Annotated in this window: 27 protein-coding genes and 1 tRNA gene; 15 read left to right on the top strand and 13 right to left on the bottom strand. The window is 62.1% G+C overall.

Annotation, left to right across the window (positions count from 1 at the left end; all coding sequences use genetic code 11):
* Nucleotides 1-39: 39 nt before the first annotated feature.
* Entirely contained in the window at nt 40-366 is a 327-nt protein-coding gene (locus OZ911_RS21095) for an Arc family DNA-binding protein (RefSeq protein WP_003254499.1), read from the bottom strand.
* A 344-nt stretch (nt 367-710) separates the two neighbouring features.
* Here OZ911_RS21095 and phnN point away from each other — a divergent pair, with 344 nt between their 5' ends.
* Together phnN and OZ911_RS21085 are read left to right on the top strand one after the other, a co-directional pair.
* The gene (gene phnN / locus OZ911_RS21090; RefSeq protein WP_023047695.1) at nt 711-1304 is read left to right on the top strand and encodes a phosphonate metabolism protein/1,5-bisphosphokinase (PRPP-forming) PhnN; all 594 of its coding nucleotides are present in this window, start codon (nt 711-713) and stop codon (nt 1302-1304) included.
* 111 nt (nt 1305-1415) lie between these two features.
* Nucleotides 1416-1492 (top strand) — tRNA-Arg (locus tag OZ911_RS21085).
* Here OZ911_RS21085 and OZ911_RS21080 read toward each other — a convergent pair.
* The 4 genes from OZ911_RS21080 to OZ911_RS21065 form a co-directional block, all read right to left on the bottom strand.
* Nucleotides 1471-2883 (bottom strand): amino acid permease, encoded by a 1413-nt coding sequence (locus tag OZ911_RS21080; protein WP_031311930.1) that lies wholly within the window; start codon nt 2881-2883, stop codon nt 1471-1473. The genes OZ911_RS21085 and OZ911_RS21080 overlap by 22 nt on opposite strands.
* A gap of 315 nt (nt 2884-3198) precedes the next feature.
* Entirely contained in the window at nt 3199-4143 is a 945-nt protein-coding gene (locus OZ911_RS21075; protein ID WP_095116799.1) for a dihydrodipicolinate synthase family protein, read from the bottom strand.
* A gap of 37 nt (nt 4144-4180) precedes the next feature.
* Nucleotides 4181-5554 (bottom strand): fosfomycin efflux MFS transporter AbaF, encoded by a 1374-nt coding sequence (gene abaF / locus OZ911_RS21070; RefSeq protein WP_031311623.1) that lies wholly within the window; start codon nt 5552-5554, stop codon nt 4181-4183.
* 347 nt (nt 5555-5901) lie between these two features.
* The gene (locus OZ911_RS21065; protein WP_096426987.1) at nt 5902-6522 is read right to left on the bottom strand and encodes a GntR family transcriptional regulator; all 621 of its coding nucleotides are present in this window, start codon (nt 6520-6522) and stop codon (nt 5902-5904) included.
* Nucleotides 6523-6795: 273 nt separating this feature from the next.
* Between OZ911_RS21065 and OZ911_RS21060 the strand changes: the two genes are divergently transcribed.
* Nucleotides 6796-7794, top strand: coding sequence for a sensor domain-containing diguanylate cyclase (locus OZ911_RS21060; protein WP_016488479.1), 999 nt, complete (start codon nt 6796-6798; stop codon nt 7792-7794).
* A gap of 115 nt (nt 7795-7909) precedes the next feature.
* Here the strand turns inward: OZ911_RS21060 and lpdA are convergent, their stop codons facing one another.
* The 4 genes from lpdA to OZ911_RS21040 are packed head-to-tail and all read right to left on the bottom strand — an operon-like array spanning nt 7910 to nt 12856.
* Entirely contained in the window at nt 7910-9289 is a 1380-nt protein-coding gene (gene lpdA / locus OZ911_RS21055) for a dihydrolipoyl dehydrogenase (protein WP_070086698.1), read from the bottom strand.
* A 2-nt stretch (nt 9290-9291) separates the two neighbouring features.
* Nucleotides 9292-10563 (bottom strand): dihydrolipoamide acetyltransferase family protein, encoded by a 1272-nt coding sequence (locus OZ911_RS21050; protein ID WP_016488477.1) that lies wholly within the window; start codon nt 10561-10563, stop codon nt 9292-9294.
* Nucleotides 10564-11622 carry an alpha-ketoacid dehydrogenase subunit beta gene (locus OZ911_RS21045; protein ID WP_016488476.1) on the bottom strand — a complete coding sequence of 353 codons (1059 nt, stop codon included), beginning with the start codon at nt 11620-11622 and terminating at the stop codon, nt 10564-10566.
* Nucleotide 11623: 1 nt separating this feature from the next.
* On the bottom strand, nt 11624-12856 hold the full coding sequence (locus OZ911_RS21040; protein WP_016488475.1) for a 3-methyl-2-oxobutanoate dehydrogenase (2-methylpropanoyl-transferring) subunit alpha: 1233 nt from the start codon (nt 12854-12856) through the stop codon (nt 11624-11626).
* A 198-nt stretch (nt 12857-13054) separates the two neighbouring features.
* Between OZ911_RS21040 and bkdR the strand changes: the two genes are divergently transcribed.
* From bkdR to OZ911_RS21025, 3 genes are all read left to right on the top strand, one after another.
* Nucleotides 13055-13540: a Bkd operon transcriptional regulator BkdR gene (gene bkdR / locus OZ911_RS21035; RefSeq protein ID WP_012273540.1), complete on the top strand. Its 486-nt coding sequence runs from the start codon at nt 13055-13057 to the stop codon at nt 13538-13540.
* A gap of 274 nt (nt 13541-13814) precedes the next feature.
* A complete protein-coding gene (locus OZ911_RS21030) occupies nt 13815-15056 on the top strand; it encodes a glutamine synthetase family protein (protein WP_175444023.1) in 1242 nt (413 codons plus the stop codon).
* Nucleotides 15057-15184: 128 nt separating this feature from the next.
* Entirely contained in the window at nt 15185-16525 is a 1341-nt protein-coding gene (locus OZ911_RS21025) for an MFS transporter (RefSeq protein ID WP_023047023.1), read from the top strand.
* A gap of 152 nt (nt 16526-16677) precedes the next feature.
* Here the strand turns inward: OZ911_RS21025 and OZ911_RS21020 are convergent, their stop codons facing one another.
* From OZ911_RS21020 to flgA, 4 genes are all read right to left on the bottom strand, one after another.
* Complete coding sequence (locus tag OZ911_RS21020; RefSeq protein WP_023047022.1) at nt 16678-17421, bottom strand: flagellar brake protein; 744 nt, start codon at nt 17419-17421, stop codon at nt 16678-16680.
* 79 nt (nt 17422-17500) lie between these two features.
* Nucleotides 17501-17968 (bottom strand): flagellar protein FlgN, encoded by a 468-nt coding sequence (locus OZ911_RS21015; RefSeq protein ID WP_016488471.1) that lies wholly within the window; start codon nt 17966-17968, stop codon nt 17501-17503.
* 49 nt (nt 17969-18017) lie between these two features.
* Nucleotides 18018-18332: a flagellar biosynthesis anti-sigma factor FlgM gene (flgM, locus tag OZ911_RS21010; protein ID WP_023047021.1), complete on the bottom strand. Its 315-nt coding sequence runs from the start codon at nt 18330-18332 to the stop codon at nt 18018-18020.
* Nucleotides 18333-18494: 162 nt separating this feature from the next.
* A complete protein-coding gene (gene flgA / locus OZ911_RS21005; RefSeq protein WP_016488469.1) occupies nt 18495-19247 on the bottom strand; it encodes a flagellar basal body P-ring formation chaperone FlgA in 753 nt (250 codons plus the stop codon).
* Nucleotides 19248-19323: 76 nt separating this feature from the next.
* On the opposite strand from flgA, the gene OZ911_RS21000 reads away from it, so the two are divergent.
* From OZ911_RS21000 to flgG, 9 genes are all read left to right on the top strand, one after another.
* Nucleotides 19324-20253, top strand: coding sequence for a chemotaxis protein CheV (locus OZ911_RS21000; RefSeq protein ID WP_016488468.1), 930 nt, complete (start codon nt 19324-19326; stop codon nt 20251-20253).
* A gap of 51 nt (nt 20254-20304) precedes the next feature.
* The gene (gene cheR, locus OZ911_RS20995) at nt 20305-21132 is read left to right on the top strand and encodes a protein-glutamate O-methyltransferase CheR (RefSeq protein ID WP_023047020.1); all 828 of its coding nucleotides are present in this window, start codon (nt 20305-20307) and stop codon (nt 21130-21132) included.
* 367 nt (nt 21133-21499) lie between these two features.
* The gene (gene flgB / locus OZ911_RS20990) at nt 21500-21910 is read left to right on the top strand and encodes a flagellar basal body rod protein FlgB (RefSeq protein WP_016488466.1); all 411 of its coding nucleotides are present in this window, start codon (nt 21500-21502) and stop codon (nt 21908-21910) included.
* Nucleotides 21911-21912: 2 nt separating this feature from the next.
* Complete coding sequence (flgC, locus tag OZ911_RS20985) at nt 21913-22356, top strand: flagellar basal body rod protein FlgC (protein WP_024087485.1); 444 nt, start codon at nt 21913-21915, stop codon at nt 22354-22356.
* A gap of 12 nt (nt 22357-22368) precedes the next feature.
* Nucleotides 22369-23070, top strand: a complete 702-nt coding sequence (flgD, locus tag OZ911_RS20980) for a flagellar hook assembly protein FlgD (RefSeq protein ID WP_016488464.1) — start codon at nt 22369-22371, stop codon at nt 23068-23070.
* A 28-nt stretch (nt 23071-23098) separates the two neighbouring features.
* On the top strand, nt 23099-24421 hold the full coding sequence (gene flgE / locus OZ911_RS20975; RefSeq protein WP_016488463.1) for a flagellar hook protein FlgE: 1323 nt from the start codon (nt 23099-23101) through the stop codon (nt 24419-24421).
* A 74-nt stretch (nt 24422-24495) separates the two neighbouring features.
* Nucleotides 24496-24678, top strand: coding sequence for a hypothetical protein (locus tag OZ911_RS20970; protein ID WP_024717754.1), 183 nt, complete (start codon nt 24496-24498; stop codon nt 24676-24678).
* A gap of 160 nt (nt 24679-24838) precedes the next feature.
* Complete coding sequence (locus OZ911_RS20965) at nt 24839-25579, top strand: flagellar basal-body rod protein FlgF (RefSeq protein WP_016488461.1); 741 nt, start codon at nt 24839-24841, stop codon at nt 25577-25579.
* 47 nt (nt 25580-25626) lie between these two features.
* Nucleotides 25627-26412: a flagellar basal-body rod protein FlgG gene (gene flgG / locus OZ911_RS20960; protein WP_012273525.1), complete on the top strand. Its 786-nt coding sequence runs from the start codon at nt 25627-25629 to the stop codon at nt 26410-26412.

Below are 26412 nucleotides of genomic sequence, written 5' to 3'. Positions count from 1 at the left end.
AGCCAGCTTACGCTGGCTTTTTCATGTTCGCTGCACGCCTCAGGAAGCGTCGGCGGCCATTTCCACATCGTGAGCGATGAGGGCAACCAGGGCGTTCTGCTGTCGGTGGGACAGTTGGCGGAAGCGCTGCAGCAACTCGCGCTCATGCAGGGACAGCTCAGGGCTGTCCAGGCGCATGCTCAGCTCGTCACCCAACGCACCTTCCTGGATAAGGCTCTGTTCCAGGCGCGCGATAATTTCAGAGTTCATGCTGCGGTGATGGTTGCGCGCTACCTCGGCAATGCGCTCACGCATCCCGTCTGGCAGGCGGACGACAAATTTGTCAGCGGTGCGGCTTGAATAAATAGCCTGTTTCATTGGGCGCATATAAATTGACCAGATTTTGGTTCAGGGGAAGCGGTTCTCAAATTGGCCGCACGGGGTGGAAATACGACCGTGGCGACGACAAAATGTTCAACCGTCAGTAAAAATGGATGCTCATCTTGCCTTATGGTCGCCGTTTCCTTGGCGTCAATTCTGTGACAAATAGTGAGCCGGATAAAGGCTTTATGCCAGTACCAATTATCAGAAATGAGCACTGGTTTGAAAAGTTTTACATGCTCCGGCTTGCCCAACCGTCAGACTTTTGCCGTCAAAAACAGGTAAAACGCAGCAAAAGGCCAGGAAAACACCTAGAATGCGGCGGTTTCCCTTCATAGAGCATAGTGGCTATGCAACATGACGCAAGCGACCGTCGATCAGGGACAGGCCGGTTGATATTTCTGGTAGGACCGTCGGGTTCGGGGAAAGATTCCCTGATCGACGGCGCACGTGAGCGGCTGGCGGCTGCCGGGGTAGAAATTGCCCGGCGTGTCATTACCCGTTCGGCCGAAGCCAAGGGCGAAGCCGCCCATGGTGTCACGCCTGAACAGTTCGAGACCCTGCGCGTGCAGGGTGCTTTTGCCATGCACTGGCACGCCAACGGCCTGGACTACGGGATTCCCCGGCAGGTGGACGACTGGCTGGCGGAGGGCCGGGCAGTGCTGGTGAACGGCTCGCGCGCTTACCTGGCCGAAGCGCGTCAGCGTTATCCGGGCCTGTTGGCGGTGCTTGTGCAGGTCAGGCCGCAGGTGTTGCGCCAGCGCCTGGTGGCCCGTGGCCGCGAAACCGCCGAGGAAGTCGAGCAGCGCCTGGCTCGCAGCGCCCGCTTGCAGGCACTGCCTGATCCGTCGGTGCACCTGCTGGACAACTCTACAACCCTGGAGGCTGCGGTATCAGCCCTGTTCGGGGTGCTTCGCGATGAAGGTGTGCTGCCGCAGGTGTAGCAGTGCCAGAAAAGGATTACGCGAAAAAGCCCGGTAGGTGCATGACAAATGCCAGCATGCTGGTTAACATGCTGGCCGTCCCGCTGTGCAGCGCTCGCTGCCGGTCGTAGCGTCTCAGTAGCTCAATTGGATAGAGCATCCCCCTCCTAAGGGGAAGGTTGCAGGTTCAATTCCTGCCTGGGACGCCATTTCTTGTCTCTCCTGTCTTGACCTCCGCCTCCTTTGCAGCGGCCGCCGTTTGCTGGCGCATCAGGAAGTACCCCGCCACAACCAGCAGTAGCGTCAGCACCGTGAACCAGAACTGGAAACGCGACGCCGGGTCGAACGCCTGGGTGCCGATCACTGCCAACAGGGCGAACAGCGCAACGATGTTGGCGTACGGGAACAACCAGGCGCGAAAGGCCTTGGGGTCGACCGCTTCGTGACGGGTTCTCCAGCGCATGGCCACGTGGGCGATGATGATGAAGATCCATACGACCATCACCAGGCTGCCGGTACTCTTGGCCAGGGTCATGAACAGGTCACCGGCGCTGATAAAGTGCACGGTCAGGATCATCGTGCAGATCGACAGGCTCAGCAGCAGTGCATTGATCGGCACGCCCTTGGCGCTGGTGCGCGAGAACAGCTTGGGCGCGTGCCCGCGCTGGCTAAGCGAGAACAGCATGCGCGAGTTGGAGAACATGAACGAGTTCATCACCGACATGAACGAGACGAACAGCACCAGTTTCATGGCCACCGCAGCACCGCCGAACCCGGCCAGGGTGAAGAGCGAAACATAGGGCGAGGCCAGGTTGGCCTTGTCGGTCCATGGCAGGCACAGGATCAGGATCGACACGGAGCCAACGTAGAACAACATCACTCGCAGGATCACGCTCTTGATCGCGCGAATCACGTTCTGCCGCGGGTTCTCCGATTCACCTGCGGCCACCGCGGCAATTTCGCTGCCGCCCAGGGAGAATATCACCACGATGACACCCGCCATGACGGGCGATAGGCCATTGGGCATGAACCCGTCGTGGGCGGTGAGGTTGACCAGGCCAGGCGAAGGAATGTCGTTGTGCAGGCCCAGCAGGATCGAGATGCCCAGCAGCATGAAGATGAGGATGGTGGCGACCTTCATGGCCGCCAGCCAATACTCCACTTCGGCAAACGAACGCACCGAGTAGGCGTTGCTGGCCATCAGTGTCACCAACATCAGGAAGGCGCCTGCCCAGATCGGCAGCCAGGGTAGAAAGTCATGCAGGATGGAGCCCAGCAGTACCGCTTCGAGGGTGATGGTCATCATCGACTTGAACCAGTACAGCCAGCCGACTGAAAACCCTGCCCAGTCGCCGAGCCAGGTGTTGGCATAGGTCGAGAATGACCCCGCATCCGGGTTGCGACAGGCCATTTCGCCCAGCATGAACATCACCAGAGTGACCACCAGGCCACCAATGAAATACGACAGGATGGCCGCAGGCCCTGCCGATGCGATCAGTGCGCCCGAGCCCATGAACAGCCCTGCACCGATCACCCCGCCCAGTGCGATCATGGTGATGTGCCGCTGCTTGAGGCTTTGCTTCAAACCGTTGGATTGCATTTCCTTGTCCTCTCTTATTGTTGGGGGGATCCGACAACGTCCCCCAACGCAGGCATCGTCATGCGCCTGCGTCCACGCGTGGCAAATAGCTACCAGCCTGCCACCATGGACAATAAGGCCAAGGACCTCAAACGAATTCTCTGCACAACATCCTGCCGATTTTTCCTGAGGCGTGTTGCCTCAGGCGCTGCTGCACCGCCATCCCTGTGGGAGCGGGCGTGCCCGCGAACACCGGCAAAGCCGGTGCCAGGCACCGCGTCGCCTGCTTCGCGGGCCAAGCCCGCTCCCACAGAGAACGCGGCGGGGCCTTGGTAATCAGGCGATGTTCTGCTCGGCCGACCAGTTGGCGTACCAGCTGCGGAACAGCGCGTATTGCTGCTCGGCATAGTTGCGCTGGGCGTCGGTCAGCACGTCGGTTTCGTTGAAATGCAGGCTGTACTCGCTGTCGCCGTTCAGCACCATCAGGTGCTTGTAATACAGCACCAGGTCGCAGCCCTCATCGAACGACGACAGCACCGCCAGCGCCGCTTCCAGTTCGCGCGCCAGGCGACGGGCCTTGGCATCGCCTTTGGCCGCCTGCTTGCTCAGGCTCACCAGGTGCAGCACCTCACGGGGCAGGGCATTGCCGATGCCGGTGATGGCGCCGGTGGCGTTGCAGTTGACGAAGCCATGCACCACCTGGGTATCCACGCCCACCATCAGGGTCACGTCGTCATCCTTGGAGGTGATGTGCTCGGCGGCATAACGCAGGTCGGCACCACCGCCGAACTCCTTGAAGCCGATCAGGTTGGGGAATTCGCGGCGCAGCTCGAAGAACAGATCGGCGCGGGTGGCGAAGCCGTAATAGGGGCTGTTGTAGATCACCGCTGGCAGCTTGGGCGCGGCGGCGAGGATGGCCGAGAAGTGGTGCTTCTGGGCGATCAGCGAGGCACCGCGGCTGAGCACGCGAGGGATGACCATCAGGCCGGCGGCGCCGACCTTGGCGGCGTGGGCGGCATGGGATACCGCTTCACGGGTGTTCACCGCGCCAGTGCCGACAATGGTCGGGATGCCGGCGGCCACCAGGCGCGCCACGCCTTCCTGGCGCTCGGCCTCGGTCAGCAGTGGCCAGTCGCCCATCGAACCGCAGTACACCACGGCGCTCATGCCGGCCTCGATCAGCTGGTGGCCCATGCGCACCAGGGCGTCGAAGTCCGGTTTGCGCTCGGCGGTGCACGGGGTCATCAGGGCGGGCATGGTGCCGTTGAAGATATTGCTCATGGTGGTTACCTATTGTTGTGTGATTTTTATGGGTTGCTTAACGGCCGGCGTTGCGGGCCGCGGATTCTTCGTCAACGGCGCGCAGCGACTTGCCGCGGGTTTCCTTGGCTGCCGCCACGGCAACAATCGAGATCGCTGCCGCGCCCACCAGGTACCAGGCAATAGGCGTGGAGCTGTTGTATTCCTTCAGCAAGGTGACGGCGATCAGCGGGGCCAGCGAGCCAGCCAGGATTGGCGCCACCTGGTAGCACAACGACAGGGCGGTGTAGCGCACGTGGGTGGGGAACAGTTCGGCCATCAAGGCCGAGTACGGCGCATAGGTCATCGACTCGATGGCCAGGCCCAGCGTGATGGCCGCCATGATCAGCCAGTCGTTGCCGGTGTCCATCATCGGGAAACCGACAAAGCCCCAGAACGCGGTGAGCACGGCGCCGATCAGGTACACCGGCTTGCGGCCGATGATGTCTGAGAGGTAGCCCATGGCCGGGATCATGAAGAAGTGCAGCAGGTGAGCGCCGAACATCAGCAGCAGAATTTGCGAAGTGTCTTTGTGCACCACCAGTTTCAGGTAGGTGATGGAGAACGTGACCACGGTGTAGTAGAGGATGTTTTCCGCAAAGCGCGCGCCAATGCCGATCAGCACTTCGCGCCAGTATTTGGTGACCACCTCCACTACGCCCAGTTGCTGGCTTTCCAGCTTCTGCTGCTTGGCCTGGGCTTCCTTGAAGATGGGGGCATCATCGACTCGGGTGCGGATCCAGTAACCGATCAGCACCACCACTGCCGAGAACCAGAAGGCCACCCGCCAGCCCCAGTCCAGGAACTGCGCCTCGCTAAGGTTGGACGACAACAACAGCAGGATGATAGTGGCGATCAGGTTGCCGGCCGGCACGCCCGCTTGCGGCCAGCTGGCCCAGAAGCCGCGGCGGTTGTCCGGGCTGTGCTCGGACACCAGTAGCACCGCGCCGCCCCATTCGCCGCCGAAGGCGAAGCCCTGGATCAGCCGCAACACCACCAGGAGGATGGGCGCGGCATAGCCGATGCGCTCGAAGGTGGGCAGGCAGCCCATCAGGAAGGTGGTTATCCCGACCACGATCAGGCTGATCTGCAGCAAATGCTTGCGGCCGACCTTGTCCCCGTAATGGCCAAACACCAGGCCACCGATGGGGCGGGCGAGAAAGCCCACTGCGTAGAGGGCAAAGGCGGCAATGATGCCGTCCATGGCGCTGCCCGTCTGGCGAAAGAACAGCTGGCCGAACACCAGCGCCGAGGCGGTGCCGTAGAGGAAGAATTCGTACCACTCGGCGACTGCGCCGGCCATGGCCGCAGCTACCACACGCTTGATGCCCGCAGGGGCCTTGTCTGCTGTGTTTGCGACATTCGCTGATGCCGCCGAAGAGGGTGTGGCCATGGTTTTGCACTCCGATACGTAATTATTGGAAGAAGGAGTAGGCAGGGTGGCGCCGGGGAAATCGGAGCCGCCGATTCCTTATATGGTATTTCGTATACGATATCTAGATAAGCAAAAACGAAGCCAGAAAGGGAGATTTCCAATCGAGCCATTGGCAGGATAGAACGGGGTCATTGTGGGAGCGGGCTGGTCCCGCGAAGGGGGCCACGGGGTGTATGGCACCGGCTTTGCCGGTGTTCTCGGGGCAAGCCCGCTCCCACAGCGTCCCCGTTAAATCAATACGTCATGGTTTTTCTGTAAGGGCCGCAGGAGGCTGCTCCTGCACGGGGCGGTGATAGCCTGTCGGGTCAGTTATGGGGCAGGTGCTCGTACAGGCTCTGGCACACGCCATTGATGTGTTCTTCTATCAGCCGCGCCGCCAGTTCTACATCCCGCGCCCGGCAGGCGGCAACGATATCCCGGTGCTCGTGATCCGCGCGCAGCTTGCCCGCTGACAGGCTCATTTGCATGCGCAGGTAGCGTTCCACCTTGTCATGGATCGAGCGGATAAGGCCGACCAGGTAAGGCCGCCGCGCCGGTTCGTACAGGCAGGCGTGCAGCGCCCAGTTCAGGTCGGCCCAGCGGCCCACATCGTCCTCGCCGATGAACTCCGCGCAGATGGCTTCGGCCTGGGCAAAATGTGCTTCGGTCATGTTCGGAATCGCCAGGCGAATCGCTTGCACTTCCAGCAACACACGTACCTCGAACATCTGCGCCAGTTCAGGTTCCGAGATGCGGGTAACCAGCGCGCCACGGTTGCGCTGAAAATCCACCAGGCCTTCGGCTTCCAGGCGCTTCAGGGCTTCGCGCACCGGGATCTTGCTGACGTTGAACGCCTGCGCCACTTCGTCCTGACGCACCGGTTCGCCTTCGGCCAGCTGCCCCGAGATAATTGCCTCGCGCAGGTGTTTGGCGATGATTTCCGACATCGAGGGCGTTGCACCCAGGTCGGTAGCTTTGAAAGACGGCAACGGCACGGGAAATTCCAGAATCAGGCGGTGCGGATATCTTATACGAAACACTTCGGCAGCCATACCGCCTGCAGCGGTGGGCGAAAATAGCGCGTTGCGACTATTTCCGGCGGCAGCACGGGGGGCATATGCTTGCCGGTTCAAGCATCCTCTTGCCGCCTGCGGCAATTACCACCACTGTCGGCAGCCCCGTGAACGGGGCGCAGTTGCTGGGCATCAGGGAGAGCGTCCATGAATCAGGAAACCGGGCCGGCACCCGCCGGCTTCAGTGAACAGCAATTGCACACCTTGTTCGAGTTGATCAGCGATGGCATCTGGGACTGGAATGCCAATACCGGCTACGTCTATCGCAACCCGGGCTGGTACGCCATGCTCGGCTACACCAGCCATTCAATGGCCAATTCAGTCCTCACCTGGGAAAGCGTGATCCATCCGGAGGACTACCCGCGGGTAATGGCGCATTTCGAGGCGTATATCAACCAGCGCAACGAGCGCTACCTCATCGAATACCGCTGTCGTTGCCAGGATGGCAGCTATCTGTGGATCGAAGACAGCGGCTACATCATTGCCCATAACCAGGACGGTTCGGTGGCGCGCATGCTCGGGGCGCACCGTAATATCGATGCCGGCAAACGCCGGGTGGCCCAGTTGGAACAGAAGAACCAGTCGCTGGAGTGCCTAGTGGCCGAGCGCACTCGCGAGCTGTCCTGGGTGAACCAGCAGTTGCAGCGGCAACTGGACGAAAACCGCGAGTTGGCCGAGCGCGATGCATTGACCCGCATTGCCAACCGCTATCGGTTGGACAAGACCCTGCAACTGGAGTGCGAGCGGGCCAAGCGCTTCCGCCAGCCGTTGTCGCTGATCGCCATGGACATGGATGACTTCAAGCCGATCAACGACCGCTACGGCCATGCTAGGGGCGATGCGGCGCTGGTGCGGGTGGCCGAAAACCTGCGCACCTGCCAGCGTGAACTGGACCTGTTGGCCCGCTGGGGCGGGGATGAGTTTGTCCTTGTACTGCCGCAGACCACGCTGAGGGATGCACTTGAGGTGGCGGTACGCTTGCGTCAGGTGATTGAGCAGCTGGAGCCTGTGGGCGATTGCCGGCTGACCCTGAGCTATGGCGTGGTCCAATGGCAGGAAGGAGAGGACCAGCCTGCGCTGCTGGCGCGGGCCGACAAGGCGCTGTACCGGGCCAAGGCGGCAGGCAAGAACGCCATAGCCGAGTAGCGCGCGGTCATTGTGGGAGCGGTGCCTGTTGCTGGATCGTCCTGTGGCCTGAATGAAAAAAGACCCGCGGCGCCTCTCGGCGCAGCGGGCCAAATCGGCCTCGGCCGCTTCAGTGTCAGATATGCAGGGCGTGGCCCAGGGCGCGCAATGCCGCTTCCTGTACCGCCTCACCCAGCGTCGGGTGGGCATGGATGGTACCGGCCACATCCTCCAGGCACGCGCCCATCTCCAGCGACTGGGCAAACGCCGTAGACAGTTCGGAAACCGCCACGCCAACCGCTTGCCAGCCCAGGATCAGGTGATTGTCCCGGCGCGCCACCACGCGCACGAAACCGCTCTTCGATTCCAGGCTCATTGCCCGGCCGTTGGCGGCAAACGGGAAGTGCGCGACGATGCAGTCCAGCCCTTGCTGGCTGGCCTGCTCCGGGGTTTTGCCGACCACTACCACTTCCGGGTCGGTGAAGCACACAGCAGCAATCGCGGCAGGCTCGAAGCGGCGTGCCTTGCCGGCGACGATTTCGGCCACCATCTCGCCCTGGGCCATGGCCCGGTGTGCCAGCATCGGTTCGCCGGCCACGTCGCCGATGGCCCACACGTTGTGCATGCTGGTCTGGCAGCGTTCGTCGATGGCAATGGCGGCGCCGTTCATTTTCAGGTCCAGGCATTCCAGGTTGAAGCCTTGGGTGCGTGGCCGGCGGCCCACGGCCACCAGCACCTGGTCGGCTTCCAGGCGCAGTTGCCCGCCCTTGCCGTCGTTGGCCAGCAGGCAACCGTTTTCGTAACCTTCGACGCTGTGGCCAAGGTGCAGGGCGATGCCCAGCTTCTTCAACGACTCGGCCACCGGGGCGGTCAATTCGCTGTCGTAGGTCGGCAGGATGCGCTCACGCGCCTCCACTACGCTGACCTGCGCGCCCAGTTTGCGGTAGGCAATGCCCAGCTCAAGGCCGATATAGCCCCCGCCCACCACCACCAGGTGTTGCGGCAGTGCCGTCGGTGCCAGCGCTTCGGTTGAGGAAATCACTGGCCCACCCAGCGGCAGCATCGGCAGTTCGACGCTGCTGGAACCGGTGGCCAGCAACAGGTGTTCGCACTGGATGCGCTGGCCATTAACCTCGACCTGCTTGCCATCAAGCACCTTCGCCCAGCCGTGAATCACTTTGACCCCGTGCTTCTTCAGCAGGGCAGCTACCCCGCTGGTCAGGCGGTCGACGATGCCGTCCTTCCAGGCCACGCTCTGGCCGATGTCCAGGCGCGGCGAAGCAACGCTGATGCCCAGGTCCGACGGCCCGGCAAAGCGTGAAGTCTGGTGGAACTGCTCGGCCACATGGATCAGCGCCTTGGACGGAATGCAGCCGATGTTCAGGCAGGTACCGCCCAGTGCCTGGCCTTCCACCAGCACGGTAGGGATGCCCAGTTGCCCGGCGCGGATGGCGGCCACGTAGCCACCAGGGCCACCGCCGATGATCAACAGGGTAGTCTGGATAGTCTGTTGCATGCTCACTCCACGAACAGGCAGGCGGGTTGTTCGAGCAGGCCACGCACGGCCTGGATGAACAGCGCGGCGTCCATGCCGTCGACCACGCGGTGGTCGAACGAGCTGGACAGGTTCATCATCTTGCGCACGACGATCTGGCCGTCGATCACCACCGGCCGCTCAACCATGCGGTTGACGCCGACAATTGCCACTTCCGGGGTGTTGACCACCGGAGTGCTGACGATACCGCCGAGGGCGCCCAGGCTGGTCAGGGTGATGGTTGAACCCGACAGCTCCTCGCGGTTGGCCTTGTTGGTGCGCGCAGCGTTGGCCAGGCGCGAAATCTCGCCGGCATTGGCCCACAGGCTGCCCGCTTCGGCATGGCGCAGCACTGGCACCATCAGGCCGTTGTCACCCTGGGTAGCAATGCCTACATGCACCGCGCCATGGCGGGTGATGACCTGCGCTTCGTCGTCGTAGGTGGCGTTGATCTGCGGGAAGTCACGCAGCGCCACGACCAAGGCACGCACCAGGAACGGCAGCAGCGTCAGCTTGCCGCGGCTGTCGCCGTACTTGCTGTTGAGCTGCTGGCGCAGGGCTTCCAGGGCGGTGACGTCGATTTCTTCCACATAGCTGAAGTGCGCGACCCGGCGCTTGGCATCCTGCATGCGCTGGGCGATCTTGCGGCGCAGGCCGATCACCGGCACCTGCTCGCTGTCGGTGCGCTTGGCATAGCCATTGGGGGCTTGCCCGGCGGCGCTCTGCGGCTTGCTCATGAAGGCGTCAAGGTCTTCGTGCAAGATGCGCCCGGCCGGGCCGCTGCCGTGCACATAGCGCAGTTCGATACCGGTATCCAGCGCACGCTTGCGCACCGCCGGTGAGGCCAGCGGCTTGTCGCCCGGCTGGCGCGGCACGATGGGCGCAGCTTCGTGGTTGACGGGTGCCTGGTACGCAGCGGGTTTTACGTCTTTCTGCAGTTCCGGCTTGGCTGCCACAGGGGCGGCGGGCGTTTCTATCTGTTTGGCCTGAGGCACATCCACATGGTTGCCGCTGCCTTCCACTTCGATGCGGATCAGTTCGCTACCGACCGCCATCACTTCACCGGGCTGGCCGCCCAGTGCCAGCACCTTGCCGCTGACCGGCGAAGGGATTTCCACAGTGGCCTTGTCGGTCATGACGTCGGCCACCACCTGGTCTTCGGCGATCATGTCGCCGACCTTGACGAACCATTCCACCAACTCGACCTGTGCGATGCCTTCGCCAATGTCCGGCATCTTGATGACGTGCGTGCCCATTCAGACCTCCATGACCTTTTTCAATGCCGCACCTACCCGCGAAGGCCCTGGGAAATACGCCCATTCCTGCGCGTGAGGGTAGGGGGTGTCCCAGCCGGTGACGCGCTCGATGGGCGCCTCCAGGTGGTGGAAGCAGTGCTCTTGCACCAACGACACCAGCTCGGCACCGAAGCCGCAGGTACGGGTGGCCTCGTGCACCACCACGCAGCGGCCGGTCTTTTTCACCGACTCGACGATGGTGTCCAGGTCCAGCGGCCACAGGCTGCGCAGGTCGATCACTTCAGCATCGACGCCGCTTTCCTCGGCGGCCACCTGGGCCACGTACACCGTGGTGCCGTAGGTGAGCACGGTCACGTCATTGCCGGGGCGGGTAATGGCGGCCTTGTCCAGCGGTACGGTGTAGTAGCCGTCTGGCACAGCACTGTGTGGGTGCTTCGACCACGGCGTTACCGGGCGGTCGTGGTGGCCGTCGAACGGGCCGTTGTACAGGCGCTTGGGCTCCAGGAAGATCACCGGGTCGTCGCATTCGATCGAGGCAATCAGCAGGCCTTTGGCGTCATACGGGTTGGATGGCATGACAGTGCGCAGGCCGCACACTTGGGTGAACATCGCTTCCGGGCTCTGGCTGTGGGTCTGGCCGCCATAGATGCCACCGCCGCACGGCATGCGCAGGGTCAGCGGGGCGATGAACTCGCCGGCTGAGCGGTAACGCAGGCGCGCCATTTCCGAGACGATCTGGTCGGAGGCCGGGTAGAAGTAGTCGGCGAACTGGATTTCCACGACCGGGCGCAGGCCGTAGGCGCCCATGCCCACGGCGGTACCGACGATACCGCTTTCGGAGATTGGCGCGTCGAACACGCGGGACTTGCCGTACTTGTTCTGCAGGCCTTCGGTGCAGCGGAACACGCCACCGAAGTAGCCGACGTCCTGGCCGTAGACAACCACATTGTCGTCGCGCTCAAGCATGACATCCATGGCCGAGCGCAGGGCCTGGATCATGGTCATGGTAGTGGTGGCCATGGCGGTTTCCGGGTTGATGCTGTTGTTGTGATCGTTCATCTCAAACCCCCAGTTCCTGGCGTTGACGGCGCAGGTGGTCGGGCATCTCCTTGTACACGTCCTCGAACATCGAGGCGGCGCTTGGGATGTGACCGTTGGCCAGGGTGCCGTACTGCTCGGCTTCTTTTTGTGCGGCAATGACCGCAGCCTCGAATTCGGCCGTGGTGGCCTGGTGCTCTTCCTCGGACCAGTGGCCGATCTTGATCAGGTGCTGCTTCAGGCGGGCGATCGGGTCGCCCAACGGGAAGTGGCTCCAGTCATCGGCAGGGCGGTACTTGGAGGGGTCGTCCGAGGTCGAGTGCGGGCCGGCACGGTAGGTGACCCACTCGATCAGGCTTGGGCCTAGGCCGCGGCGGGCGCGTTCGGCGGCCCAGCGCGAGGCGGCGTAGACAGCGACAAAGTCGTTGCCGTCCACCCGCAGCGAGGCAATGCCGCAGCCCACGCCACGGCCGGCGAAGGTGGTCGATTCGCCACCGGCGATGGCCTGGAAGGTAGAAATGGCCCACTGGTTGTTGACCACGTTGAGGATTACCGGGGCGCGGTACACGTGGGCAAAGGTGAGGGCGGTGTGAAAGTCTGACTCGGCTGTGGCACCGTCGCCGATCCACGCAGAGGCGATCTTGGTATCGCCCTTGATCGCCGAGGCCATGGCCCAGCCGACCGCCTGCACGAACTGGGTCGCCAGGTTACCGCTGATGGTGAAGAAGCCAGCCTCGCGTACCGAGTACATGATTGGTAGCTGGCGCCCCTTGAGCGGGTCGCGTTCGTTGGACAACAGCTGGCAGATCATTTCGACCAGCGACACGTCTCGCGCCATCAGGATGCTTTGCTGGCGGTAGGTAGGGAAGCACATGTCGGTACGGTTCAGCGCCAGCGCCTGGCCGCTGCCGATGGCTTCTTCGCCCAGGCTCTGCATGTAGAAGGACATCTTCTTCTGGCGCTGGGCAACCACCATGCGGCTGTCGAAAATCCGCGTCTTGAGCATGGCACGCATGCCTTGGCGCAGGACTTGCGGGTCGATGTCTTCAGCCCAAGGGCCTTGGGCGTCGCCCTGCTCATCGAGCACGCGGACCAGGCTGTGAGCCAGGTCGGCAGTGTCGGCAGCCTCGACATCGACGGGGGGTTTACGGGCTTGACCTGCGTCGTTGAGGCGCAGGTAGGAAAAATCGGTCTGGCAGCCTGGCCGGCCGGTGGGCTCGGGCACATGCAAACGCAGGGGGGCGTACTCGTTCATGCTTTTTACGCTCGCTCGGGTATTTGTTTTTGTGAGCTCTGAAGCGGCCGCCGCTGAACACCGGCTTGTGACTGGTAGGTCAGCGTCATCTACATCTTAGTGGTCCGGCAGGAGAATTTTTCTCTCAAGTTGATTGCCTTTGCCGAGCGGTGCAGATAAACATTCCGCATAAACACAAAAAACCGGTGATTTTGTCTCATGCGCAAACTCGATCGTACCGATATCGGCATTCTCAACAGCCTGCAGGAAAACGCCCGCATTACCAACGCCGAGCTGGCCCGCTCGGTCAACCTGTCGCCCACGCCCTGTTTCAACCGCGTGCGGGCCATGGAGGAACTTGGGGTAATCCGCCAACAGGTGACGTTGCTGTCACCCGAAGCGCTGGGGCTGGATGTAAACGTGTTCATCCATGTCAGCCTGGAAAAGCAGGTGGAGCAGTCGTTGCACCGCTTCGAGGAGGAAATTGCCGAACGGCCCGAGGTGATGGAGTGCTACTTGATGACCGGGGACCCGGATTACCTGCTGCGGGTACTGCTGCCGAGCATTCAGGCGCTGGAGCGGTTTCTTGACTACCTGACGCGGTTGCCGGGGGTGGCGAATATCCGGTCGAGTTTTGCCTTGAAGCAGGTGCGGTACAAGACGGCTTTGCCGCTGCCGGCCAACGGCATGACCTTGCGGGAATAGAGGTTGCCAGTGCTGGCCTCTTCGCGGGCGCGCCCGCTCCCACACGGATCTCGCTAACTTCAAGGGCGGCGCCGTACCTGTGGGAGCGGGCATGCCCGCGAAGGGGAGCACGCGGTGTTGAAAGCGGGTGCTTGATATTTTAAACACCCCCAGCCTATGTTGTTGTCAGCGTACAACAACAAGGACAAGCGTCATGAGCACTGCTCAGCTTCACGGCATCGATGAAATCGAATGCGTCACCCCCGACCTCAACGGCGTCCCGCGCGGCAAGGTGATGACTGCCGAAGGCTTTTTGGAGGGCCGCCGCCTGCAGATGGCCCGGGGAGTGTTGCTGCAATGCATCATGGGCGGTTACCCACCGGCGAAATTCTACGGCAGCGACGACGGTGACCTGGCGCTGGTGGCCGAACCCAGCCAGGTGCACCGCCTGCCCTGGAGCAGCGACGGCCGCGCCCTGGCCATCTGCGATGCCAATGAACTGGATGGCCGGCCCTCGGCACTGTCCACCCGGGGCCAGCTCAAGGCGGTGATCGCCCGCTATGCCGCGCTGGGGTTGGCGCCTGTGGTGGCGACCGAGCTCGAATTCTTCGTGTTTGCCCCCAACAGCGACCCGCAGCAGCCGTTCCAGCCTCCCGTTGGCAGCGATGGCCGCCGCGAGCTAGGCCATTCGGCGTTCAGTGTCAGCTCCAACAACGGCCTGCGACCGTTCTTCAAAGAGGTGTACCACTGCATGGCTGCGCTCGGCCTGCCGCGCGACACGTTCATGCACGAAATGGGCGTCAGCCAGTTCGAGATCAACCTGTTGCACGGCGACCCGCTGGTGCTGGCTGACCAGACCTTCCTGTTCAAGCACCTGCTCAAGGAAGTGGCGCTCAAGCATGGGCTGACCGTGGTGTGCATGGCCAAGCCGTTGGCGCGCACGCCTGGCAGTTCCATGCACATTCACCAGAGCCTGGTCGAAACCGGCAGCGGGCGTAACGTGTTTAATGACGAGCAAGGCCGGCCGACCGACACCTTCCACCATTTCATCGGTGGCCTGCAGGCGTGCATGGCCGACTTCACCGCGCTGTTCGCGCCCAACGTCAATTCCTATCAGCGCCTGTGCCACCCCTATGCCTCGCCAAACAATGCCTGCTGGTCCGAGGACAACCGTGCCGCCGGCCTGCGCATTCCGGCCAGTGCACCGGCAGCGCGGCGGGTCGAAAACCGCCTGCCCGGCGCCGACGCCAACCCCTATCTGGCCATCGCCGCCAGCCTGGCCGCCGGGTTGCACGGCATCGTGCAGCGCCTGCAGCCATCGCCGGCCATCCAGGGCGAGTTCGAAGTGCCCGAGCACCTGAGCCTGCCATGTACCCTGCATGCCGCCCTCGAACGGCTCAAGCGCAGCGCGCTGGCACGGGAACTGTTCGGCAGCGAGTTCATCGAAGGCTACATCGCCAGCAAAACCCTGGAGCTGACTGATTTCTTCGACGAGATCACCCCGTGGGAGCGCCGGGTGCTGGCGGCGCAGGCCTGATCGCGACATCACCTGCACCGGACACGCCCTGGCAGCGCTATTTCGCTGCCGGGGCCTGCGCGACACAATTTTTGCCCGTATGCTTCTAGCACCCAACCGTCACCTGATCAGGGAGCTTCTCGGTACGTATGCGAAATGTATGGAAGCCGTTTCAGTCGTTGTATTTCGCCGCGCTGATGATGTTGATCGGTTCTGGCCTGCTCAGTACCTACCTGGCCCTGCGCCTGGCGGCCGACCATGTCGACAGCCTGTGGGTGGGTGCGTTGATGGCGGCCAACTACTTTGGCCTGGCCGTCGGCGGCAAGGTCGGCCACCGGCTGATTGGCCGGGTAGGGCACATTCGCGCTTACGCCACCTGCGCCGGTATCGTTGGCGCGGCGGTACTTGGCCATGGCATGACCAGTTGGCTACCGGCCTGGGTCGGGCTGCGGATGATCGTCGGCCTGGGGATGATGTGCCAGTACATGGTCATTGAAAGCTGGCTCAACGAGCAGGCCGATGTGAAGCACCGCGGCGCGGTGTTCAGCGGCTACATGATCGCCTCGTACCTGGGGCTGGTGCTCGGCCAGCTGATTCTGGTGGTGCACCCTGAGCTTGGCCCGGAGCTGCTGATGCTGGTGGCGATGTGCTTTGCCCTGTGCCTGGTGCCGGTGGCAATGACCCGGCGTATTCACCCGGCACCCTTGCGCCCGGCACCGATGGAGCCGAAGTTCTTCATCAAGCGCGTGCCGCAGTCGCTCAGTACGGTATTGGGCTCGGGGTTGATCGTTGGCTCGTTCTACGGCCTGGCGCCTTTGTATGCCTCAAGCCAAGGGATGACGACCGAGCAGATCGGTCTGTTCATGGGTAGCTGCATTTTTGCCGGCCTGCTGGTGCAGTGGCCGCTGGGCTGGTTGTCTGACCGTTACGACCGGGCGGTGCTGATCCGCAGCGTGGCAATAGGCCTGGCGCTGGCCGCTGCGCCATTGGCGATACTGCCCAGTGTGCCGCTGGAGTTGCTGTTCGGGTTCGGCTTCCTGATTTCGTTGCTGCAGTTCTGCCTGTACCCGCTGGCGGTGGCGTTTTCCAACGACCACGTGGAAAGCGAGCGGCGGGTGTCGCTGACGGCCATGTTGCTGGTCACCTACGGCGTAGGCGCGTGTATCGGGCCATTGGCGGCGGGCGTTCTGATGAAAATGCTGGGCGCGCAGATGCTGTATGCGTTCTTTGTATTTTTCGCCTTGGTGCTGGTGTGGCGCATTCGGCCGAAGGCGGTTACCGGGCTGCACCAGGTGCAGGATGCGCCGCTGGGCCACGTGGCGATGCCGGCAGCCGGTTCGCCCTTGTCGGCGGCGCTGGACCCTCGGGTGGATGAGCAGACCGTGCAGGACGTGATGCAGGCGCCGGTGGCGGCTGAGGATACCGAGGAAGAAGATAAAGGTGCTGAGCAACAGGCTGCTGAACCGGAGGAGGTCAGCAAGTCGGTATAAGCCTGCACTGGCCTCTTCGCACAGGTACTGTATAGCCTCAGGTTTGACGCCACCACTGTGGGAGCGGGCTTGCCCCGCGAAGAGGCCGCGGCAGGAAGAACGCAAATGAAAACGCCACCTCAGCAGGTGGCGTTTTCGCATTCAGGCGACGATCAATAGTCGTCTTTGTCAAACCGCCGCGCCTCACGCTGCAGCTGATACACAAAGCTCTCGATCTTGCGCTGTGCCTGCCCGCTCAGGTTGTGGAAGCGCACGCCGGCAAAGGTGGTATTAATGCGCTCTTCATAGTGCAGGTGCCGCAGTTCGACCATGGTGTCCACCAGGCCCAGCGGGTTACCCGCCTTGAAACGTTCGTACACCTGGCCCAGCTGCAGGCGATCTTCGACATTGCCTTCAAAGCGCAGTTTGCACCCGGTGGCCGAGATGTCCAGCAGCTTGCCACGCAGGGCGCCCTTACCCTTCAGGTGGGTGCCATCGAGAATGATGTCGACCAGTTGCGACAGCTTCAGCGCGGCGCGGAAGGCGTTGCGGCGCTGGTGGTAGGTCATCTCCTGCGGCATGGCACCGCTGTAGCAGCGGTGGCCGTTGACTTCGGTGATCTTCAGCGCGTGGTCGCATTCCCAGGCGATGCGTACGCCATCGTGAAAGCCCTCAACGCGGAAGTGCTCGCCGTTTTCGATGAATTTTTCACCGTCGCGCGGGATCATCTCGTCCAGTGCCAGGGTGTTGCTTTCACGGTCCACGTGCACCACATAGCTCTGGAAGCGCTGGCTGCGGTCATGGAAGGTGATGATCAGGGGGTCGTGGCTTTCCTGCAGCTGCCGCAAGTTGGCCGCAATCTCCAAGGGGGTGTTCAGCACCTTTGGCGGTTGCGGGGCTTCGGTTTCATTGAACACGGCTTATCGTTCTCCAGGCAAAAGCGACACACGCAAGTAACGGCATTTTGCCAGTATGTTCCGTGCCTTGATAGAAAAATCACACTTGGCTGAGGGCCCGTGGCTTGGCCAGCGGCGAGGTGCTGCCTCGGCTATCGTAGAGCGACGGTGAGTCGCCGCCCATGAGGATTCTGATCTGGTTGTTGGTGACGTGTTGCTGTACCTGGATGATCCGGCCGTTGGTCTGGTTGACCTGCTGGCAGTCGTCCATCAGTTTCGACAGCATGTCGAGCCGCTGCAGCATCGCGTCGCCATGGGGCGATTGTGCGGCTACCGCCTGCACGCCAGTGCGATCGGCACTCAGGCCCAGGCTGCCGAGCAACTGGCTGCGGCGCTGGCCATGCTGCTCGAGCAAGATGATCAGCGACTGCTTGCGCGCCAGGATCTGTTCCAGCAGCGGCATGTCGCGGCCATGCAGGGCGATCGCTTCTTTATTCAGAAGGTCGAGCAGTTCCTGCATCGGGGCAATGTCATCTTCGATCAGTTGCAGCAAGGTGGTGTCGTGCATGGCTAACTCTTGGCTTTTCTAGCGTCCGTGAAGTCAGCGCGCCGAAGGGTCAGCGCTGGGCTTCGAAATCGAGCAGTTTGCTGGCGACCCGGCCGGCATCGACCTGGTAGCTGCCGTCGGCGATCGCCTGTTTCAACTGGGCCACACGGGCACTGTTGACAACCGGCTCGTCGCGCAGCTTGTCGCTGATCTTTTGCAACTGCTGTGCCTCTTGGCTGAGGTGTACCGCTTCTCCGCTGGCGCTGGTGTCTTTCACCGCTTCCTGGCTGGCTGCCGGTTTTTCGGCATTGCCCGCCGCGGTGTTGCCGCGCACGCCGCCCGTGACGGACGGAGAGTTATTCAAACGACTGAAGTCGATGACCATGATCAGGAACCTCTGGGTATTTGGACGCTTGCCTTGTTTTCGGCCAGCCCGAAAGAAACTTTAGGCACAAATGCTTGGCCGCCTGTCAGCAAGCTCGCCAACCCGTTCTCTGACACAGTTTAGGAAAAGCGGTTCCTCCCTGCCAGCGCAATCTGTGGCGGGCTACATGCTCACCTCGACCTGGCCCGGGCCCGTCACCCTGGCCTTGACCACCCGTTTGGAATTCAGGTTGCGTACCCGTATCTGTTCGCTCAGGCCGCCTTTGCTAAGGGCCTCGCCCGGCATGCGCACGCTCAGGCTGCCGCTGCGGGCGATGATCACCACCTGGTCGCCCTTGCGCACCACCTCGGCCTGCTCCAGATGTTGCGGGGTAAGTACCTGGTCGATCACCGTGGGGCGCAGCATCTTCATGCCCACCGCCTGGTCCAGTTCGGTCAGAAAACCCTGGCCAAGGGTGCCGACATCGCGCTCGCGCAGGGCCACGTCGCCTTCGCCCACTGTGTTGTCGCGCTTGAGCGGGCGGGTGACCACCACCACGTCGCGGAACAGCCGTACCGTGGCCGGGACAAACACCGTCCACGGGGCCGCACTGTCGCAGCGCACCCGTACCGTTACCCGGCCAAGTGGCAGGGAAGGGCTTTCCAGCGAGGCGTCCAGCTGCTGGCTGCACAACGGCATGCGCAGGCGTGGGTCCAGCGGGTTGACCTGGATTTCATAGCGGCCGGGGGTCTGGGTGGTAGCCAGGTAATCTTCGACGGTGAATTCAAGAAACCCTTGGGTGACACCGATAAGCTGTTCAGGCAAGGTGAGCGCGTCCGCTACCGTGCGAACGCCGGGCACCAGCAGGCACAACGTGGCCAGCGAGCCCGTCAGCAGGCGCGTCAATCGTCGGAAAAATGTCGTTTTCGTATGCATGACGCTCAAAAAAGCAAAGCCCGTGCCGACTCGTAACCTGAGTTGCAACGAAAGGCTGAAAGATAAGGAGTCTGGCATGGCGGGTGTTATGGATTCGGTCAACCAGCGCACGCAGCTGGTGGGGCAGAATCGCCTGGAATTGCTGCTGTTCCGCCTCAACGGCGAACAGCTTTACGGCATCAACGTGTTCAAGGTCAGGGAAGTGCTGCAATGCCCTGCGCTGACCCTGCTGCCCAAGGCGCACCCGGTGGTGCGTGGCGTTGCCAACATTCGCGGGGCGACCATCCCGATCCTCGACTTGTCGATGGCCACCGGGTTGCGGCCGCTGCAGGAAGAGACGCGCAACAGCTTCGTGATCATCACCGAGTACAACACCAAGACCCAGGGCTTTCTGGTGCACTCGGTGGAGCGCATCGTCAACATGAACTGGGAAGAGATCCATCCGCCACCCAAGGGCACCGGCCGTGACCACTACCTGACGGCGGTCACCCGGGTGGACAACCGCATGGTCGAGATCATCGATGTGGAGAAGGTGCTGGCCGAAGTGTCGCCGTCGTCCGAGTCGGTCTCGGCCGGGGTGATCGATGCCGAGACGCAGGACAAGGCCGTGCTGATGCGGGTGCTGACCGTGGACGATTCGTCGGTGGCACGCAAGCAGGTCAGCCGCTGCCTGCAGACCGTGGGGGTGGAGGTGGTGGCGCTCAATGATGGCCGTCAGGCCCTGAACTACCTGCGCCAGCTGGTGGAGGAGGGCAAAAAGCCGGAAGAAGAGTTCCTGATGATGATCTCGGACATTGAAATGCCGGAAATGGACGGCTATACGCTAACGGCGGAGATCCGCAGCGACCCGCGCATGCAAAAATTGCACATCTGCCTGCATACTTCGCTTTCCGGGGTGTTCAACCAGGCAATGGTCAAGAAGGTCGGTGCCGATGACTTCCTGGCCAAGTTCAAGCCGGACGACCTGGCCCAGCGGGTGGTCGACCGGATCAAGGCAGCGCATTGAAGCAGCCGGGGGCACGCCCCCGGCACCAGTGATTGAAAAGAGGCGGCAAGAGTGTCTACGGGTAATTTGGATTTCGAACAGTTCCGGGTATTCCTGGAGAAAGCCTGTGGCATCCTGCTGGGCGAGAATAAGCAGTACCTGGTTTCCAGCCGTCTCAACAAGCTGATGGAGCAACAGGGCATCAAGAGCCTGGGCGAACTGGTGCAACGCATCCAGGCCCAGCCGCGCGGTGGTTTGCGTGAGCAGGTGGTGGATGCGATGACCACCAACGAAACCCTGTGGTTTCGCGATACCTACCCGTTCGAAGTGCTGAAGAACAAGGTGATTCCCGAGTTCATCCGCAACAACCCCGGCCAGCGCCTGCGCATGTGGTCGGCGGCCTGTTCGTCGGGCCAGGAGCCGTATTCCATTTCGATGGCCATCGACGAGTTCGAGCGCAGCAACCTTGGCCAATTGAAGATGGGCGCGCAGATCGTTGCCACCGACCTGTCCGGCACCATGCTGACCAACTGCAAGACCGGTGAGTATGACAGCCTGGCCATCGCCCGCGGCTTGTCCCAGGAGCGCCTGCAGCGCTACTTCGACCCCAAGGGGCCGGGGCGCTGGGCGGTCAAGCCGGCGATTCGCAGCCGCGTCGAGTTCCGCTCGTTCAACCTGCTCGACAGCTATGCCGCCCTGGGCAAGTTCGACATCGTGTTCTGCCGCAACGTGCTGATCTACTTCTCGGCGCAGGTGAAACGGGACATCCTGCTGCGCATTCACAGCACCTTGAAGCCGGGGGGCTACCTGTTCCTTGGTGCTTCGGAAGCGCTGAACGGGTTGCCGGAGCATTACCAGATGGTCCAGTGCAGCCCGGGGATCATCTACCAGGCCAAGTAATCAAGAAGGCTGGCAGCGAAAGCTGCCGGCCTTTTTGCTGTATGTGCCGGCCTCTTCGCGGGTAAACCCGCTCCCACAGGTTCGGTGCCGCCCTCAGGCCTTGCACGGGTCCTTGTGGGAGCGGGTTTACCCGCGAAGGGGCCGGCACAGGAAAATCCCTGACGTCAATTTTTTGATTTGCCGCATTTGCCGCCCGGCAATTGCCGCTTTCGCCGCCGTGGGCGGAAGGCCTTTGCCGCTTTTCTGGCATCACCCTGACAGCACTGCGCCTCGTAGCCCCGTATTTGCGGGCTTTGCATGGGTTGGCACAGCCCTTGCTATACCTTGCTCAACGATATTCCGGTCAACCTCCGAAGGTTTCCCCGACATGAGCATCAGCTTCGACAAGGCGCTTGGTATTCACGAAAAGGCTCTGGGCTTCCGCGCCCAGCGCGCCGAAGTGCTGGCCAACAACATCGCCAACGCCGACACGCCCAACTACAAGGCGCGTGACATGGACTTCGCCTCTGTGCTGGCCGCCGAAAGCGACAAGCAGCAAAGCGGCCGTTTCGCCATGGACCGCACCAATAGCCGCCACATCGAAGCCGAAGGCCTCGCCATCGCAGCCGACGATACCCTCAAGTACCGCACGCCGCTGCAGCCGTCGATCGACCAGAACACCGTGGACGCGCAGATCGAGCAATCGAACTACACCGAAAACGCCATTGGCTTCCAGGCCAGCTTCACCTTGCTCAACAGCAAATTCAAAGGGCTGGTATCGGCCCTGCGGGGAGAATGACCATGTCCCTTTCCAGTGTCTTCAATATTGCCGGTAGCGGCATGAGCGCGCAGAACACGCGCCTTAACACCGTCGCTTCCAACATTGCCAACGCCGAAACCGTTTCTTCGAGCATCGACCAGACGTACCGCGCCCGCCACCCCGTGTTCGCCACCACCTTCCAGGATGCGCAAGCCGGCAGCAGCCAGTCGCTGTTCGAAGACCAGGGCGAAGCAGGGCAGGGCGTGCAGGTAAAAGGCATCGTCGAGGATCAGAGCACCCTGGAAGCACGCTACGAGCCCAATCATCCGGCGGCGAACAAGGACGGCTACGTCTATTACCCGAACGTCAATGTGGTCGAGGAGATGGCAGACATGATCTCCGCCAGCCGTGCGTTTCAGACCAACGCCGAGCTGATGAACACGGCCAAGAGCATGATGCAGAAAGTCCTGACCCTGGGGCAGTGATAGGAAGCCGACATGACCACCACCAATTCCACCTCTGACGTCAGCAGCGCGTACCTGACCTCGCTGCAGAAGCAGACGTCGAAGACCGACAGCAGCACCGGCGCTGCCGGCAGCGCGCTGGGCAAAGATGCTTTTCTGCAGTTGCTGGTTACCCAGATGAAGAACCAGAACCCGCTCGATCCACAGGAAAACGGCGAGTTCGTGGCGCAGCTGGCGCAGTTCAGCAGCCTCGAGAGCATGCAGTCGCTGAACGATTCTGTGACCTATATCGCGGCAGGGTTGCAGTCTTCCCAGGCGTTGCAGGCCTCGTCACTGGTCGGGCGCAATGTAATTGTCCAGACCGACAAGGCTGTGGTCGACACCAGCAAGGATATGAAAGGCACGGTCAACCTGACGTCGTCCAGCACCGCCACCTCGGTGGGCATCTACGACAAGGATGACAAGCTGGTACGCACCCTCGACCTGGGTACCCAGAAAGCCGGCAAGGTCGACTTTACCTGGAATGGCCTGAACGACGACGGCGAAGCGGCGCCAGCCGGTACCTACACCTTCAAGGCCACCGCTTCGATCGACGGCAAGGCCACGGCCATGACCACCAACCTGCCGGCCTCCGTTACCAGTGTGACCATGGGCACCAACGGTTCTGAGATGACGCTCAACCTGGCTGGGCTGGGCAGTGTTGCGCTTTCCAAAATCCAAAGCATCGGCATCTAGGGCCTGAGCAAAACGACAGGAGTTACACATGTCTTTCAATACCGGCCTTAGCGGCCTCTATGCAGCGAACAAGGCCCTGAACGTTACCGGCAACAACATTGCCAACGTTGCCACTACTGGCTTCAAGTCCTCGCGCGCCGAGTTCGCCGACCAGTATTCCAACTCCATCCGCGGCACCAGTGCCGGCAAGAACGTGGTCGGCACGGGTGTGAAGACTGCCGCTGTGTCGCAATTGTTCACGCCGGGCAACATCAATGGCACCGGCCAGGCGCTGGACATGGCCATCGATGGCAACGGCTTCTTCGTGATGAACGACAACGGCTCGAAGATCTACACCCGTGCCGGTGCTTTCTACAGCGACAAGGACGGCTACGTGGTCAACTCGTCGGGCTCCAACCTGCAAGGTTATGCAGTGGATGCCAACGGTAAGATCGTCCAGGGCGTGCTGACCAACCTGCAGATCGACACCTCGAACCTGACGCCCAACCCGACCGGGCGCATCTCCGAGAACGTCAACCTCAACTCCACTGCGACTGCGCCCAGCCAGACGCCGTTCGATCCGACCAATACCAGCACCTATAACTACACGTTCAATACCGACGTGTATGACAGCCAGGGTAACGCGCACCAGCTGAACCAGTACTTCGTCAAGGACGCCACCAGCAACTCCTGGACCATGTACACCACCATCGACGGGCGCAACCCGGCCAACCCGGCCTCGACCACGCCGCTGGCCAACAATCTGCCGTTCAAGTCTGACGGCACCCTGGATTCTGCCTCGATGACGGCAGGCCCGGTGGCCGGTGGCATGACCATCGCGGCCAACAAGACCTTCACCCTCGACAACTGGATCCCGGCACAGAAGAACGCCGCCGGTGTGTGGAGCGCCAACGGCGCTACCGCCAACGTCGCCGGGGTGAACCTGGACATGCTCGGTACCACCCAGTACAACGCAGCCTCCGCCACCACTGCCAAGAGCCAGGATGGCTTTGCCACGGGTGAGCTCTCGGGCCTGACCATCGACGAAAGCGGCAATATGTTCGCCAACTTCACCAATGGCCAGGACAAGGTGATCGGCCAGGTGGCGATCGCCAACTTTGCCAACCTGCAGGGCCTGACCCCGGTGGGTGGCACCAGCTGGAAAGAATCCTATGGCTCGGGTGTGCCGGTGATCGGCGCCCCGGATACTGGTACCTTGGGCCAGATTACTGGCGGTGCGCTGGAAGACTCCAACGTCGACCTTACCGGTGAGCTGGTCAACCTGATCAAGGCGCAGAGCAACTACCAGGCCAACGCCAAGACCATTTCCACCGAAAGCACCATCATGCAGACCATCATCCAGATGACCTGATGGCCGCCTGCTAGTGTGGTTTTGTCTGTAATTGGGGCCGCAAAGCGGCCCCAGGTTCTTCAAGGTTCACGCCCATGAAACGGCTAATGCTCACCGCCCTCCTGGCCATGGCCTTGCCGCTCTCGGCCGCTCCCGCCCCGTTCTACCAATGGCAAAGCCTGGCCACCGGCCGCTACCTGTGCTCTGCCAACAACCCGGGCGAGGGCTGGGTACGCCATTCCGGCCCCTACAACAACGCCGCTTGCCGCACCTTCTGAGCACGCCCTTGCCGCAGGCGGCAAACTTCCGCCGACAAACTGACGTTTGTTGCCCCTTGCTGCGCTGGAGCCCCTGTAAACAGGCGGTTTCAGACTTGGTTCGATTATTGCTTCGGACCTGGCCAGTGACAGCGCGGCAGCGACGCGCAGAGGAGATACTGTGGACAAGTTGCTTTATGTGGCCATGACCGGCGCCAGCCAGAACGCGCTGGCGCAAAAGGCCCACGCCAACAACCTGGCGAACATTTCCACCAACGGTTTTCAGCGTGACCTGGAGCAGGCCCGTTCGATGCCGGTGTTCGGCGACAGCTTTCCGGCGCGGGCCTTTGCCATGACCGAACGCCCGGCCACCGACTTCAGCGAGGGCCCGTTGGTCGAGACGGGGCGTGACCTGGATGTCGCCGTGACCGGCAAGGGCTTCATTGCCGTGCAGGCCCCGGACGGCAGCGAAGCCTACGTGCGTACCGGTAGCCTGAACATCGACGCCCTCGGCGTGCTGCGTGCCGGCAACGGCATGCCGGTGATCGGCAACGGTGGCCCGATTGCCATCCCGCCAGAGCAGAAGGTTGAGGTGGGTGCCGACGGCACCCTCAGCATTCGCTCCATGGGTGAAGACCCCCGCGTGATGGCCGAGGTCGACCGGATCAAGCTGGTCAACCCAGACACCAAAGGCCTGCAAAAAGGGCTGGATGGCTTGATCCATACCGCTTCTGGCCAACCGGCCGATGCCGACGTCAACGTTCGGGTGGTGTCGGGCTTCCTGGAAGGCAGCAACGTCAATGCTGTCGAGGAAATGACCTCGGTGCTGGCGCTGTCTCGCCAGTTCGAACTGCACGTCAAGATGATGAACACGGCCAAGGAAGGCGACGAAGCCATGGCTCGGGTTTTGCAAATCGGCTAATCACTTTTGAACGGGTGCCGTAAAACAGGCGCACGAGGAGAAACTACATGCTTCCGGCTCTTTGGGTCGCTAAAACCGGCCTGTCCGCCCAGGACACCAACCTGACGGTCATTTCCAACAACCTGGCCAACGTCTCCACCACCGGCTTCAAGCGTGATCGCGCCGAATTCGCAGACCTGCTCTACCAGATCAAGCGTCAGCCTGGCGCGCAGTCGACCCAGGACAGCGAGCTGCCTTCGGGCCTTCAGGTCGGTACCGGTGTGCGCATTGTCGGCACGCAAAAAAGCTTCGTCGCTGGCAGCCTGCAAACCACCGAGAACCCGCTGGACATGGCGGTCAACGGCCGTGGCTTCTTCCAGATTCTGCAGCCGGACGGCACCGTGTCGTACACCCGTGACGGCACCTTCCACCTGAACTCCGACGGCCAGATCGTCACCGCCAATGGCTACGCCCTCGAGCCTGCCGTTGTGGTGCCGAACGACGCGCAAACCTTCACCGTCGGCCAGGACGGCACCGTATCGATCACCACCGCCGGCAACCCGGCTGCGCAGGTGATCGGCAACATCCAGACCGCCGACTTCATCAACCCGGCTGGCCTGCAGGCCATCGGCGACAACCTGTTCCTGGAAACTGCCGCCAGTGGTGCGCCGCAAGTCGGCACACCGGGCTTGAACGGCTTCGGTACCACCCAGCAGCAGACCCTGGAAAACTCCAACGTCAGCACCGTGGAAGAGCTGGTGAACATGATCACGACCCAGCGCGCTTACGAGATGAACTCCAAGGTCATTTCCACCGCCGACCAGATGCTGTCGTTCGTGACTCAACAGCTCTAA

Origin of the sequence: Pseudomonas fortuita (assembly GCF_026898135.2) — a bacterium.
Classification (GTDB): domain Bacteria; phylum Pseudomonadota; class Gammaproteobacteria; order Pseudomonadales; family Pseudomonadaceae; genus Aquipseudomonas; species Aquipseudomonas fortuita.
This window is presented reverse-complemented; position numbering and strand designations above follow the sequence as displayed.

Excerpts from the sequence above, each read along its gene's own strand:
- OZ911_RS21080 (WP_031311930.1), bottom strand. The coding sequence starts at position 2,883 with ATGCAATCCAACGGTTTGAAGCAAAGCCTCAAGCAGCGGCACATCACC.
- OZ911_RS21030 (WP_175444023.1), top strand. The coding sequence starts at position 13,815 with ATGACTGCCGAAGGCTTTTTGGAGGGCCGCCGCCTGCAGATGGCCCGG.
- OZ911_RS21040 (WP_016488475.1), bottom strand. The coding sequence starts at position 12,856 with ATGAACGAGTACGCCCCCCTGCGTTTGCATGTGCCCGAGCCCACCGGC.
- OZ911_RS21025 (WP_023047023.1), top strand. The coding sequence starts at position 15,185 with ATGCGAAATGTATGGAAGCCGTTTCAGTCGTTGTATTTCGCCGCGCTG.
- phnN (WP_023047695.1), top strand. The coding sequence starts at position 711 with ATGCAACATGACGCAAGCGACCGTCGATCAGGGACAGGCCGGTTGATA.
- OZ911_RS21095 (WP_003254499.1), bottom strand. The coding sequence starts at position 366 with ATGCGCCCAATGAAACAGGCTATTTATTCAAGCCGCACCGCTGACAAA.
- abaF (WP_031311623.1), bottom strand. The coding sequence starts at position 5,554 with ATGGCCACACCCTCTTCGGCGGCATCAGCGAATGTCGCAAACACAGCA.
- OZ911_RS21060 (WP_016488479.1), top strand. The coding sequence starts at position 6,796 with ATGAATCAGGAAACCGGGCCGGCACCCGCCGGCTTCAGTGAACAGCAA.
- OZ911_RS21075 (WP_095116799.1), bottom strand. The coding sequence starts at position 4,143 with ATGAGCAATATCTTCAACGGCACCATGCCCGCCCTGATGACCCCGTGC.
- OZ911_RS20970 (WP_024717754.1), top strand. The coding sequence starts at position 24,496 with ATGAAACGGCTAATGCTCACCGCCCTCCTGGCCATGGCCTTGCCGCTC.
- OZ911_RS21065 (WP_096426987.1), bottom strand. The coding sequence starts at position 6,522 with ATGTCGGAAATCATCGCCAAACACCTGCGCGAGGCAATTATCTCGGGG.
- flgA (WP_016488469.1), bottom strand. The coding sequence starts at position 19,247 with ATGCATACGAAAACGACATTTTTCCGACGATTGACGCGCCTGCTGACG.
- flgC (WP_024087485.1), top strand. The coding sequence starts at position 21,913 with ATGTCCCTTTCCAGTGTCTTCAATATTGCCGGTAGCGGCATGAGCGCG.
- flgD (WP_016488464.1), top strand. The coding sequence starts at position 22,369 with ATGACCACCACCAATTCCACCTCTGACGTCAGCAGCGCGTACCTGACC.
- OZ911_RS21050 (WP_016488477.1), bottom strand. The coding sequence starts at position 10,563 with ATGGGCACGCACGTCATCAAGATGCCGGACATTGGCGAAGGCATCGCA.
- OZ911_RS21000 (WP_016488468.1), top strand. The coding sequence starts at position 19,324 with ATGGCGGGTGTTATGGATTCGGTCAACCAGCGCACGCAGCTGGTGGGG.
- lpdA (WP_070086698.1), bottom strand. The coding sequence starts at position 9,289 with ATGCAACAGACTATCCAGACTACCCTGTTGATCATCGGCGGTGGCCCT.
- flgB (WP_016488466.1), top strand. The coding sequence starts at position 21,500 with ATGAGCATCAGCTTCGACAAGGCGCTTGGTATTCACGAAAAGGCTCTG.
- OZ911_RS21015 (WP_016488471.1), bottom strand. The coding sequence starts at position 17,968 with ATGCACGACACCACCTTGCTGCAACTGATCGAAGATGACATTGCCCCG.
- bkdR (WP_012273540.1), top strand. The coding sequence starts at position 13,055 with ATGCGCAAACTCGATCGTACCGATATCGGCATTCTCAACAGCCTGCAG.
- flgM (WP_023047021.1), bottom strand. The coding sequence starts at position 18,332 with ATGGTCATCGACTTCAGTCGTTTGAATAACTCTCCGTCCGTCACGGGC.
- flgE (WP_016488463.1), top strand. The coding sequence starts at position 23,099 with ATGTCTTTCAATACCGGCCTTAGCGGCCTCTATGCAGCGAACAAGGCC.
- OZ911_RS21045 (WP_016488476.1), bottom strand. The coding sequence starts at position 11,622 with ATGAACGATCACAACAACAGCATCAACCCGGAAACCGCCATGGCCACC.
- flgG (WP_012273525.1), top strand. The coding sequence starts at position 25,627 with ATGCTTCCGGCTCTTTGGGTCGCTAAAACCGGCCTGTCCGCCCAGGAC.